This window comes from Sphingorhabdus profundilacus (assembly GCF_009769755.1).
Lineage (GTDB): Bacteria > Pseudomonadota > Alphaproteobacteria > Sphingomonadales > Sphingomonadaceae > Sphingorhabdus_B > Sphingorhabdus_B profundilacus.
In genome coordinates, this window is the sequence record NZ_SDWJ01000001.1 from 1,289,031 (window position 1) to 1,301,337 (window position 12,307).

The window sequence follows — 12,307 nt, forward strand, 5'->3', positions numbered from 1 at the left end:
GCCGGTAGCCGAGACAAAAGAAAACGTCAAATGCAATGGATTGAACCTGCGCCCGGACGGCCCTATAGCCATCCTATGAGCGCAACAATCGCCCTTGTGGATGATGACCGAAATATCCTGACATCCGTCTCAATCGCGATGCAGGCCGAAGGATATGTGACCCGGCTTTATCCGGATGGGGAAAGCGCGTTAAAGGCGATCATCGATAATCCTGCGGATCTTGGTATATTCGATATCAAGATGCCGCGCATGGACGGCCTCGAACTGCTCCGCAGGTTGCGTGAAAAAAGTGATATGCCGGTGATTTTTCTGACCTCGAAAGACGAAGAATTGGACGAGGCGCTGGGGCTTGCGATGGGCGCCGACGATTATATCACCAAACCATTTTCGCAACGTTTGTTGATCGCGCGGGTGAAGGCCATATTGCGGCGCGCCACATATGATCGGCCCACGGCCAGCGGCGAACCTACCGAGGAACCCGAACCGATGGTGCGTGGCCGATTGGAAATGGACCCTGCGCGGCACCACGTGAAGTGGGACGGAAAATCACTGACCCTGACCGTGACCGAATTCATGATTTTGGAGGCGCTGGCCAACCGGCCCGGTGTGGTCCGCACGCGCGATCAATTGATGGATGCGGCGTATCAGGACGATGTCTATGTCGATGATCGCACGATCGACAGCCATATCAAACGCTTACGACGCAAGTTCCGGGAAGTAGACCCTGATTTTGCCGCTATCGACACATTATATGGGGCCGGTTATCGCTTCGCCGATAGTTGAGCCCGCTGATTTGCAGTTGGGTTGGAGCCGGGGGTTATCGTTGACCGCCCGTATTCTGGCCGTGAATCTGTTTGTTCTGGCCTTGCTTGGTGCCGGGCTGTTCTTTCTGGACAGCTATCGGGTCAGGTTGATTGAAGAGCGTCAATCCGCCGCGCGAACCCAAACCGAATTTCTGGTGCGAAGCCTGCCGCTGGTTCCTGTCGAAAAAAGGGGTGTATATGTTGCAGCATTCGGCGCGAAAAACATGTCGCGAATCCGGATTTATGACGGATCCGGACGCAAGCTGCTGGATAGTTTCGAGCTGGGTGAACCCACTTATGTTTTCCGGGATCCCGAAAAGGAACCGGTAAGGAAAATTGCGGCGCGCTTTATTGATCGGGTATTCGATTTCCTCGTTCTTTCTCCGGAGCTGGACGCCTTTATCGAACCGAAAATCGACACCGCGCGCGCCTGGCCTGAACTCCGGCAGGGCAAGGCCGGGGTTGCACACTCCTCGGCAAGATTTGCGCCGGATCTTACCCATGTAATTAGCGCAGGGGCCGCAGCGCCCAGCGGCAATTTTAGCGTACTTAGCACGGCCAATGAACGGGATATCCGCCTGTTTGTGCGGGCAGAGCGCTTCAAAATCGGTATGTTTTTCCTGCTTGCATTGGGTATCGGGATATTGCTGTCGATGTTTTTGGCCCGCACGATTGTCCGGCCGTTGCGGCATCTTGCCCGGGCGGCGGTCAAGGTGCGGCTGGGCCGGGCGCAAGAGGTAACCGTTCCGCGATTGCCTTCGCGCCGTGATGAAATCGGCATGCTGGCGCGGGCATTGTCGGATATGAGCATAGCGTTGCGGCAGCGCATTGACGCTACCGAAGCTTTTGCCGCGGATGTGGCGCACGAAATCAAAAACCCGCTGGCATCGCTCAGATCGGCACTTGACGGGGCAGAACGGATCGAAGACCCTGCACTTCGCAAACAATTGATGGATGTGGCAAAAGCGGATGTGCTGCGGATGGATCGGCTGATTAGTGACATTTCAGATGCCAGCCGCGTGGACTCTCAATTGGCAAAGGCCAAGTTCGAACCTATTGATCTGGGCGACATGATCGAACAATTGCTCCAGGCCCGCGAACACAGGGATAGTGATGGCGATGTTAACATAGCCTATGCCCGCCCCCACAAAACAATCGCGACGGTTATGGGTGAAGACGTGCGGCTGGAACGTATGCTGACGAATTTGATCGACAATGCGGTTTCTTTTTCTCCACGCGGTTCAGTTGTTGAAATTTCAGCCACTCTAGCAGAAGATGAAGTCATTATACGCGTTAGCGATGAAGGCCCCGGAGTTCCAGAGCAAGACCGCGAGGCGATATTCCGCCGATTTCATAGCGAACGACCAGCTTCTGAAAATTTTGGCAAACATAGCGGGCTAGGCCTCGCAATTGCACGAACAATTGTCGAAGGACATCATGGCCGTATTTCGGTTAGAGATCGAGTCGATGGCAAACAAGGCGCCTGCTTTGAAATTGCCCTGCCTTGTGCCTCATCATCGAGCCAATGAAACGCGAGTTGGTTCATGCTACCGCAGTCGCTGTGAACGGCCATGGTGTTTTGTTGATTGGCCCGTCCGGTTCTGGAAAGTCCGATCTTGCCCTCCGTCTCATTGATCGCGGTGCTGTTTTAATAAGTGACGATGTCGTGCTGGTCGAAACTGGCAAGCGCGCGCCTTCAATCGGTATCGCGCCCAATATTGAAGGCCAAATCGAGTTGAGAGGTGTTGGAATCGTCCAAGTCAGCCATATCCAAAGCGCCAGTTTGCGAATCATAGCCCAAATGGTACCCAGTGTAGAGCGCATGCCACCAAGTGAACTTAAAACCGAATTGGCTGGCTATATTGTCCCACTTTTAAAAGTAACTCCATTTGAAGCCAGCGCACCTTTGAAAGTCGAGTATGCTTTACGTTCGGTCATTGACGATGACATATGGCCAATGGCACTGTCCTCTAATCGACCTTCCGAAAGCCCGTTCCATTGACCCGAAAATCCAGCCATAAAGTGCAAACTATATTACTGGTGACCGGTCTGTCGGGAGCTGGAAAAACCACTGTTTTGAAAACGTTAGAGGATTTGGGATGGGAAGCTGTCGATAACTTCCCTATTCGTCTCGCGGGTGCGTTGCTCGACATACCGGCATCTGGCGGGCGTTCAAATCCATCAATCCCGTTAGCTCTTGGGTTTGATAGTCGCACCCGCGGTTTCAAGGCAGACGCCCTTATACGACAGATAATGCAGCTTCAAAAGCGCGCAGAACTTAACATCATGACGCTTTTTCTGGATTGTTCCGGTGCGGAAATCGAACGGCGTTACACAGAGACACGCCGCCGTCACCCTATGGCCCTCGACCGGCCTGCAATGGACGGGATTGCCCAAGAACGCATGATGATGGAGCCACTGCGCCGCTGGGCCGAAACGGTCGTCGACACTAGCAAAATGTCCGCCAATGAACTGCAAAACGATATTCGGACTCGCTTTTCAAACAATGCAAATTTGCATTCGACAATATCAATCACCAGTTTCGGCTTTTCCCGCGGTGTGCCGCATAATGTTGATCTGGTATTTGATTTGAGATTTCTCAGGAATCCACATTGGGACAATGCGCTTCGTCCGTTGACTGGAATGGATCCGGAAGTGGCCCAATATGTCGAATCCGACCCGGCATATGCAGAGGCCATGTTCAAGATTAGAGAGTTACTGAGATTCCTTTTGCCGCTTTATGACGCGCAAGGAAAAGCTTATGTCAACATCGCATTTGGCTGCACTGGTGGGCGTCACAGGTCGGTACATGTTGCAGAGCAATTCGGCAAATGGTTGCGTGATGACGGTTTTTCGCCCACGGTTGTTCATCGTAATCTGACGTCAAGACCGATTGACGCACTGGAGGGGCCTGCTAACGGCGCCAATAACAAAAAGGCTAAACGGGGTAGCGAACGCAAATGATCGGGTTGATTTTGGTAACGCATGGCAGATTGGCGGAAGAATTTCTTGTGGCGCTCGAACATGTCGTGGGCCCTCAACAAAACATTGCAACTGTGTGCATAGGGCCACGCGATGATATGGAGGGACGGCGTAAAGAAATCGCCGCCGCGATTAAGCAGGTCGAAATCGGCGATGGCGTCATCATTCTCACCGACCTTTTTGGAGGAACACCCTCCAACCTATCCATCTCTCTTTTGGATGCAGGGCGGGTTGAGGTTATTGCGGGTGTCAACCTGCCAATGCTAATCAGGCTGGACAGTGCACGCAAGAATATGAACGTGCGTGAAGCGGTTGCTGCTGCGCGTGAGGCTGGCCGGAAATATATCAGCGTCGCCTCCGAAGTTTTGGAGGCATCGCGTGAGCAGGCTTAGCGGTCAGGTCACTATCGTAAATCAAAAGGGCCTGCACGCCCGTGCCAGCGCCAAATTCGTCACTTTTGTCAGCCGCCTGCCGGACGGAATCAAGGTCGAGGTGGAAAAAGACGGGCAAAGTGTCACCGGAACCTCGATCATGGGCCTCATGATGCTGGGCGCCGCCAAAGGCAGTGAAATCACCATATATGTCGAAGGCGAACAAGCCGAATTGGCTTTGGGCAAACTGGTCGGTTTGGTCGTAGATGGTTTTGGCGAAGACTGATGCGCCGTGAAATCACGGGATTTTCCAACCCCCTATTAAAGGAAATTCGCGGGTTACGGGAAAAAAAGCTACGCAAACGCGCCGGCCTTTTTCTGGCCGAAGGCTTGCGGATCATGACAGAAGCGCGCGACGCAGGTTTCTTGCCCGAAATGCTGTTCCGGGTAAAAGACCGCGACGTCCACGCATTGGAAATCGCGCTTGAAACCGCGGTATTAGCTGCCGGCGGTGACGTGATCGAAACCAGTCCCGACATCTTGGCGAAATTGTCGGGCAAGGAAAATGCCCAAATAATCATGGGTGTGTACAAGGACCATCCCACCGCTTTGGAAGATATTGACCGCGAACAAGCGCCAATCTGGCTGGTCGCACACGCGATGCGGGACCCCGGAAATCTTGGTACAATGCTGCGGACGGGTGATGCCGTCGGCGCAGGTGGCTTGATTTTGATCGATGATTGCACCGACCCGTTTTCAGTCGAATCGGTCCGTGCCAGCATGGGCGCGATTTTTACACAGAAAGTGGTTCAATGCCGGTGGGACAATTTCCTGCCCTGGTTGCGCGCCGGCAAGGGCCAATTGGTCGGCACCAGCCTTCAGACCAGTGTCGACTATCAAGCCGCGGCCTACACCGCGCCTTGCTTCATCCTTACCGGTAATGAAGCCCAGGGATTGCCTGACGATTATGAATCCCAGTGCGACCTGCGCGTAAAAATGCCGATGTGCGGCAAAGCCGACAGCCTGAACGCCGCCGTTGCAACTGCGGTCATGGCCTATGAGGTGTTGAACCAGTTTCGGCGGCCAAGCTAAAGTTCATCGCTATTCCGCTGCGTCCCGCTGGTCATCGATCAATGCTTTGGGAAGATCGTCATTGTACCGCGGCAACGCCTCCACCGCATGAACGTCATCAAGTTCACGCTTCCCGGTTTCGATGTTCAATTCCGCGAATTTTCGGCCGGTCGAAAGGACATTCCTTTCAAAACTTCCGACAAAGTCATTATATTGCCCAACGGTTCGGCCCAAACTTGAGCCCACTTTTTTCAGATGTTCCGCCGCGACGGCCAATCGGTCGTACATTTCTTTACCCAATGCACCAATTTGTCGCGCTTCATCACTCAATTTTTTCTGACGCCACATCCCTGCGATTGTTTTTGCCAACGGAAAAAAGGTGGCAGGGCCGGATACGATGACCCTGTTTCGTGCGGCCCGTTCCCACAAATCAAGATCATGCTCCAACGCAGCCGAAAGGAAATTGTCTCCGGGAATATAAAGGACAACATAATCGGGGGCTTTTTCAAACTGGCTCCAATACGCTTTTGATGCCAGGGATTGGACATGTCCGCTAACCGCATTTGCATGCCGCTTCATATGAACTAGCCGGCCATCGGCTTCTGATTCGTCGACGGCCGCCAAATATGCGTCGAGCGGACATTTGATGTCGACGATCAGCGTCTGGTCACCGGGTAAGTTTATAACGAAATCAGGACGGAAAACACCGTCCTGCGTTGTAACACTGACTTCCTTTCGATAGTCGATCCCATTTTTCAAGCCCGCAATTTCAAGTAAATTTTCAAATTGTTGCTCGCCCCATCTGCCGCTTGCTTTTGGCGCGGAGCGGAGCGAATTTACAATCTTGGCCGCTTCGGTTGTTACACGCTCCTGGCCCTGCCTCATCTCTCCAAGCAGACCTTTGAGATCACCGAATGCAGCAGAACGTTCCTTTTCTATGCGTTCAACCTGTTCTTCATATGCTTTAAGCTTATCCCCCACAGGTGTCAGCAATTGCTTGATTTTGGCTTCATTCTTCTCACCGGCTTGATCAAAACGCTCATTGGCCCGTTGCAGGAATGTGGTTTGCGCTTCTTGAAGCAATTTTTGGCTTATTTCGGAAAATTGTCCAGCGAGCGAATTCTTTGCATCCGCCAAGATCGCCAATTGCGCCTCAAAAGCATGCTCGCGTTCTTTTAATGCTGTTTCGGCTTGGATAAGCCTCATCTTCGCCTCGTCCCGTTCCTCGACAACGCCATCCAGACTCAACCGCATGGAAGCAACGGTGTCGGCCCCGTCATTGATACTGCGGCGGCCGGCAAACCAGCCCATGGCTAACCCCAGAAGCAGGGCACCAATGGCGGCAAAGGTGATCAATAAAGGCTCCAACATGCATCTCCGGGAACAGAACGAAAATGGAACATAGTCCGTTGGAAAACGAGGTCAAGTTTCTAAAACCGGTTCCTTACGCGCACGCTTTACCTTTGCGTAGCTGAATATGCTGAAAGGCAAAAGCCCGACATAAACTATACTCGCCCCGATTAACGCAACCCAAGGGGCTGCGACCAGAGTCGCGCCAAAGAGGCCAACCCCTGCCAGAGCAAGAAAGCGGAAGCTTCGCCGCACCTTTATCGACGACCAGCTAAATGTCGCTACGTTGGAAATCATCAGCACAGCCACGATGAGCAGCCAAGGGGCGATAAAGCGATAATCCCGCACCCAATCCTGGCCGGTTTCAAACCAGACCAGCATCGGAAGCAGCGCCAACCCGGCGCCTGGCGGGGATGGTACGCCTGTATTGAAACCCGCAGATTTATGAGGCTGGTCATCTGTATCTATCCGGGCATTAAACCGCGCCAGACGCAACGCGGCACAAAGCACGAAAAACACAGAAATCGTCCACCCGAACCGTGGCATATCCTGCATCACCCAGATATAGATGATTAAAGCAGGCGTAGCGCCAAATGCAATCACATCGGACAGGGAATCCAATTCCGCACCAAAACGGCTTTCCCCCTTGAGCATCCTTGCGATACGCCCGTCCATCGCATCCAGAACGCCCGCGACAACAATCGCGGCGACCGCATTTTCCCATCGACCCTGCAACGCAAACCATGCACCGGACAAGCCCGTACAAAGCGCAATCGCGGTCACAGCGTTCGGCGCAAGGGCCCGCAATGAAATGCCGGGTAAGGACGTGCCTTTACGCATCAGTGTGCAACAGCGATCAGATCTTGGTCAACGCCAAGCTCCGCAATAACGGTTTCCCCGGCGATGCACCTTTGGCCCTTTATGACCCGTGAAGCTGTGCCTTGCGGGAGATATACGTCGACGCGGCTACCAAAACGGATAAGCCCCACGCGTTGCCCGTTGGCAACGCTATCGCCCTCTTTCACAAATGCGACGATCCTGCGGGCGACCAACCCGGCAATTTGCGTAAAGCCAATACGCACACCATCACTGCGTTCGACAAGGAAATGCTGACGTTCATTTTCTTCACTGGCTTTGTCCAGATCGGCATTCAGGAATTTGCCGGCAATATAGACCACAAGCTTTATCGTTCCGCGAATTGGGGTCCGGTTGATATGAACGTCAAACACACTCATAAATATGGAAACCCGGGTCAAAGGTTGATCGCCTAGTCCGTCCGGACCGGACAGTTCAGCAGGCGGCGGGACACGTTCAATCAACGTCACCAGGCCATCGGCTGGCGATACTACAAACCGGTCATCAATAGGCGTTGCGCGCACGGGATCGCGGAAAAATGCCAATGTCCAGATCGTGACCGCAGCCATAGGCCATGCAAGGGTTTCCCACGCCATGATGGCGAAGAATAAAGTTAATCCCCCAGCAATCAGACCGAATTTCCGGCCTTCTGGATGAACGGGAGGAAACGACCATTTTGCGACCCCGGTTCCCCGGTTCGTCAGTTCTTGTCTGCTCATAGGCCCTAGCTAGGGGATGGCGTGCGATGTTACAACCATTTCCGCCAAATGCCGCGCTTGTGATAGCGCAGTTGAACATATGGCAGACTTTGCTATGGCACCGCTCAAAGATCCAATCATCCCAATGGAAAGCGCGTCCCGTCATGGCCAAAATCAAGGTGAAAAATCCAGTCGTCGAACTAGATGGCGACGAAATGACCCGCATCATCTGGGAATGGATTCGCGAACGCCTCATTCTCCCATATCTTGATATAGATCTTAAATATTACGATCTTGGCGTCGAAAAGCGTGACGAAACCGATGACCGCATCACGGTTGATTCGGCCAATGCCATCCGTGAATATGGCGTAGGCGTCAAATGCGCGACGATTACACCGGACGAGGCGCGCGTTGAAGAATTTGGCCTTAAAAAAATGTGGAAGTCACCCAATGGCACTATCCGCAACATATTGGGCGGCGTTGTTTTTCGTGAACCTATTGTCATTCAAAATGTTCCCCGCCTAATTCCCGGCTGGACCGACCCCATTGTTGTCGGCCGTCACGCCTTTGGCGACCAATATCGCGCAACCGATTTCCTTGTTCCCGGACCGGGCACATTGCGCCTTGTATGGGATGGTGACGATGGCCGGACTATCGACGAAGAAGTGTTCCGTTATCCGTCATCGGGCGTTGCAATGGCGATGTACAATCTTGACGATTCGATCCGCGATTTTGCCCGCGCCTCGCTGAATTATGGTGTGGGTCGACAATGGCCGGTATATCTGTCGACAAAAAACACAATATTGAAGGCCTATGACGGCCGGTTCAAAGATATTTTTCAAGATGTATATGAAAATGAATTTGAGGCGAAGTTCAAGGAACTGGGCATTGTTTACGAACATCGCCTGATTGACGACATGGTTGCATCGGCCTTGAAATGGTCGGGCAAGTTCATTTGGGCCTGTAAGAATTATGACGGTGATGTGCAGTCGGACCAGGTTGCCCAAGGCTTTGGCTCACTCGGCTTGATGACTTCAATCTTGATGACACCAGACGGTAAAACCGTCGAAGCAGAGGCCGCACATGGCACGGTAACCCGCCATTTCCGCCAGCATCAGCAAGGAAAGGCAACGTCCACCAACCCGATTGCCTCGATCTTTGCATGGACAGGTGGATTGAAATTCCGTGGTAAATTCGACGAAACTCCCGACGTTACCCGCTTTGCCGAAACCTTGGAAGAAGTGTGCATTCAAACGGTTGAAAACGGCCATATGACCAAGGATCTCGCCATATTGATCGGACCAGATCAGGCATGGATGACCACTGAACAGTTTTTCGAACAGGTACGTTTGAACCTCGAAAACAAAATGGGCAGCTGGCAATAAACGCCGCCTGTTAACAGCGACAATCGAAGCGCGGGGCGTTTGTCCCGCGCTTTTTTGTTGGCACCGCCCTTCCCTTTACATCATGCTTGTGCGTAAAAAGCACAATGGCAGGCGAACTCCAGACAGAAGGCCTCAGCAACGCGCTGGTGATATTAGGCGCCGCCGGAGTTGTCATTCCGGCATTTGCCCGGGTGCGTATCAACCCGATTGTCGGATTTCTCCTTGTCGGGCTATTGGTTGGTCCCTTTGGCCTTGGGTCTTTGGCTGACAGTTTCCCGTGGCTTCGCTGGATTACCATTTCTGATATCGAAGAAATTAGTCCGCTGGGCGATTATGGAATCATCCTGCTTTTGTTCACTATCGGTCTGGAATTGTCGTTCCGTCGGCTGTGGAAAATGCGAAGGACGGTTTTTGGTTTAGGCCCGGCGCAGCTTTTTGGCGGTGGCCTGCTGATTGCATTCGGGCTGTCATTTCTCGATTATAGTGCGGCAAGTGCCGTTGGTTTAGGGCTGGCACTGGCACTTTCGTCGACGGCGTTGGTCGTTCCTATCGCAGGCACCCAATCCGCCGTTGGCCAACGCGCACTCGGTATGCTCTTATTTGAAGATCTGGCGATTGTACCGATCATCTTTTTCCTGGGGGCATTGGCTCCAAAAGCGGCCAGCGGGTCTTTCGACGGGTTGGTTACGGTCATCATGGAAGGTGCATTGGTTGTTGGCATCATGCTGGTACTTGGCCGGTTTTTGCTGCCATATCTATTCGGACAGGCAGCGCGCACCAAAAGCCCGGAACTATTTTTGGCGGCCAGTTTGCTGGTGGTCATCATTGCCAGTCTGGCAACCAGCGCCGTTGGCCTGTCGCCCATTTTCGGCGCGTTGATTGCAGGCTTACTGATCGCCGAAACCGATTACCGGCATGAAGTGGAAGTCATCACAGCGCCGTTCAAGGGCCTCGCCTTGGGGGTGTTTCTGATCACCATAGGGATGCAAATCGATCTGAACTTCATTCGCCAAAACTGGACTTTATTGGTGGCGGCTGTGTCGGGCATCATCATTGTGAAGTCGCTGGTAACCGGTGGGTTGCTGAAAATTGCCGGTGCGCGGACTGGCACTGCGACAGAAACAGGTCTTTTAATGTCCAGTCCGTCCGAGACAACTCTGATCGTGCTGGCCGCCGCGAGTGCGGCGCAATTGATCGACCCCGATACCGCCACTTTCTGGCAAGCGACCACGGCCATCGGGTTGACAATCACACCCATTCTAGCGCGGATCGGCCATGATATGGCGAAGCGGATTGAATTGCGGGAAAGCGAACCGCTGCGTCTGGTAACAGTACCAGATGGTGAGCGTGCGATCATTGTGGGTTTTGGACGTGTTGGTATGTTGATTGCCGATATGCTGTCTAAACATGACCAGCCCTATATTGCCGTGGAGGCGAACGTTGATGCGGTCACGTCGGCGCGGCGGCGGGGTTATGATGTCATGTTTGGCGACGTGTCGCGGCACGAAGTGCTGGAAAGGATCGACATCGCCAAGGCCAAGGCGCTTATATTGACGATGGATGAGCCGGTTCTGACGGCCCGGATTGTCAAGCGCATCAGGTCTGAATTTCCTGACCTGACCATCATCTCCCGCGCGCGGGACGCCGATCATGCGGCGGAATTATACCGGGCCGGGGTGACCGATGCGGTGCCCGAAACGCTCGAAAGTTCGCTCCAATTATCAGAGGCCGTACTGGTCGATCTTGGCATACCGATGGGCTTTGTCATCGCCTCCATCCATGAAAAACGCGACGAATTCCGCCGTATCATCATGGAACAAGGCGGGTTGGACGAAGCGCCAAAATTGAAGTTGCGAACAACCGAAAGAAGTTAGCTCTTTATAGGCGTAATTGACCCCATTGGCCCCTGATCTTTACCAAAGACTGGTCATCAATTCGTCATACGCGACGCGCAACATTTGCGGAAATCTGCCCTGCTCCTGCAAAGAAAGCATTCATAATGTCGAAATTGAAACCGCCGCACATGGTCCGGCACCTGATGACTAAAGGGTGCATGGGTGAATTCGCGTCTGGTACAAGCGCATTCAATCCCGATGAGAGTGTTGCATTGGTGCGCTACTTCGCCCGGCTGGCAGCAGAGCGCACACCGGACACAAACGACCAACTCGTCGAAATCTATCGCGCGATCGGCGACGTCAGCATGGCGCGGCACAAACCTTCGCAAAAACTCGCATGCAGCAAAGGTTGCGAAAGCTGTTGTTATCAACAAGTGTCCGTCAACGGGGTGGAAGTGTTCTACATTGCCCGCCGTCTTCGCCGTGCAAAATTGATCGGCGAACATGAGGCGCGGATTGCCAAGAAGCTGGCGAGTGCCGACCGCGATTCCGGCAGGTTACTCGACCCGGCCAACCCTTGCGCCTTCCTGGTTGATGGTGTGTGTAGTATCCATGTCGACCGACCTTTTGCATGTCGAGCCATGGTGTCCCTCGACCTATCGGCCTGCCTTCGCCGATTTGAAAGCGGTACAGGTCTTATTCCTTACCCGATTGCAAACGAACCGATCAAGCAATGGCTCAATGTTTCATTGTGGACAGCATTGAGAGTGAATGGTTTCCCGCCGCACAGTTACGAATTGACCGCCGCCATTGATGCTGTGCTGCGCGATCCCACAATTGAACGCGACTGGTATGCGGGCGATGATCGTATGGCGGCAGCTATTGACGACCGTGTCCCCGATCACTTCCCGCCATCGGATGCGCTGAGGGCGTTGGCGCGAATTTGATACTATTGTA

13 protein-coding genes are annotated in these 12,307 nt (G+C 53.4%); 10 read left to right on the forward strand and 3 right to left on the reverse strand.

Going from position 1 to position 12,307, the window contains the following annotated elements; translation table 11 throughout:
- Positions 1 to 75: 75 nt before the first annotated feature.
- From EUU23_RS05970 to EUU23_RS06000, 7 genes are read left to right on the forward strand one after another with little or no spacing between them, the layout of a single operon-like run.
- Positions 76 to 783 carry a response regulator transcription factor gene (locus tag EUU23_RS05970; protein WP_160353136.1) on the forward strand — a complete coding sequence of 236 codons (708 nt, stop codon included), beginning with the start codon at positions 76 to 78 and terminating at the stop codon, positions 781 to 783.
- On the forward strand, positions 752 to 2,332 hold the full coding sequence (locus EUU23_RS05975) for a sensor histidine kinase (RefSeq protein ID WP_160353137.1): 1,581 nt from the start codon (positions 752 to 754) through the stop codon (positions 2,330 to 2,332). The genes EUU23_RS05970 and EUU23_RS05975 overlap by 32 nt, the downstream gene beginning before the upstream one ends.
- Positions 2,329 to 2,805 carry an HPr kinase/phosphorylase gene (locus EUU23_RS05980; RefSeq protein WP_160353138.1) on the forward strand — a complete coding sequence of 159 codons (477 nt, stop codon included), beginning with the start codon at positions 2,329 to 2,331 and terminating at the stop codon, positions 2,803 to 2,805. The genes EUU23_RS05975 and EUU23_RS05980 overlap by 4 nt, the downstream gene beginning before the upstream one ends.
- Positions 2,806 to 2,825: 20 nt before the next feature.
- Positions 2,826 to 3,767: an RNase adapter RapZ gene (gene rapZ / locus EUU23_RS05985; RefSeq protein WP_343032684.1), complete on the forward strand. Its 942-nt coding sequence runs from the start codon at positions 2,826 to 2,828 to the stop codon at positions 3,765 to 3,767.
- Positions 3,764 to 4,177, forward strand: coding sequence for a PTS sugar transporter subunit IIA (locus tag EUU23_RS05990; RefSeq protein WP_160353140.1), 414 nt, complete (start codon positions 3,764 to 3,766; stop codon positions 4,175 to 4,177). The genes rapZ and EUU23_RS05990 overlap by 4 nt, the downstream gene beginning before the upstream one ends.
- The gene (locus EUU23_RS05995; RefSeq protein WP_160353141.1) at positions 4,164 to 4,442 is read left to right on the forward strand and encodes an HPr family phosphocarrier protein; all 279 of its coding nucleotides are present in this window, start codon (positions 4,164 to 4,166) and stop codon (positions 4,440 to 4,442) included. The genes EUU23_RS05990 and EUU23_RS05995 overlap by 14 nt, the downstream gene beginning before the upstream one ends.
- Positions 4,442 to 5,248, forward strand: coding sequence for a TrmH family RNA methyltransferase (locus tag EUU23_RS06000; protein ID WP_160353142.1), 807 nt, complete (start codon positions 4,442 to 4,444; stop codon positions 5,246 to 5,248). Before EUU23_RS05995 ends, EUU23_RS06000 begins: the two co-directional genes overlap by 1 nt.
- Before the next feature lie 9 nt (positions 5,249 to 5,257).
- Here the strand turns inward: EUU23_RS06000 and EUU23_RS06005 are convergent, their stop codons facing one another.
- Genes EUU23_RS06005 through EUU23_RS06015 form a run of 3 tightly spaced genes read right to left on the reverse strand, consistent with a single transcriptional unit; the run spans position 5,258 to position 8,151 of the window.
- Entirely contained in the window at positions 5,258 to 6,598 is a 1,341-nt protein-coding gene (locus EUU23_RS06005) for a DNA recombination protein RmuC (protein WP_160353143.1), read from the reverse strand.
- A gap of 51 nt (positions 6,599 to 6,649) precedes the next feature.
- Positions 6,650 to 7,417, reverse strand: coding sequence for a CDP-alcohol phosphatidyltransferase family protein (locus EUU23_RS06010; RefSeq protein WP_160353144.1), 768 nt, complete (start codon positions 7,415 to 7,417; stop codon positions 6,650 to 6,652).
- A complete protein-coding gene (locus EUU23_RS06015; protein ID WP_160353145.1) occupies positions 7,417 to 8,151 on the reverse strand; it encodes a phosphatidylserine decarboxylase in 735 nt (244 codons plus the stop codon). The genes EUU23_RS06010 and EUU23_RS06015 overlap by 1 nt, the downstream gene beginning before the upstream one ends.
- Before the next feature lie 143 nt (positions 8,152 to 8,294).
- Between EUU23_RS06015 and EUU23_RS06020 the strand changes: the two genes are divergently transcribed.
- The 3 genes from EUU23_RS06020 to EUU23_RS06030 all read left to right on the forward strand — a co-directional run bounded on the left by EUU23_RS06020 (position 8,295) and on the right by EUU23_RS06030 (position 12,297).
- Positions 8,295 to 9,515 carry an NADP-dependent isocitrate dehydrogenase gene (locus EUU23_RS06020; RefSeq protein ID WP_160353572.1) on the forward strand — a complete coding sequence of 407 codons (1,221 nt, stop codon included), beginning with the start codon at positions 8,295 to 8,297 and terminating at the stop codon, positions 9,513 to 9,515.
- A 104-nt stretch (positions 9,516 to 9,619) separates the two neighbouring features.
- Positions 9,620 to 11,389 carry a cation:proton antiporter domain-containing protein gene (locus tag EUU23_RS06025; protein WP_160353146.1) on the forward strand — a complete coding sequence of 590 codons (1,770 nt, stop codon included), beginning with the start codon at positions 9,620 to 9,622 and terminating at the stop codon, positions 11,387 to 11,389.
- A gap of 125 nt (positions 11,390 to 11,514) precedes the next feature.
- Positions 11,515 to 12,297, forward strand: coding sequence for a hypothetical protein (locus tag EUU23_RS06030; RefSeq protein ID WP_160353147.1), 783 nt, complete (start codon positions 11,515 to 11,517; stop codon positions 12,295 to 12,297).
- Positions 12,298 to 12,307 lie beyond the last annotated feature (10 nt).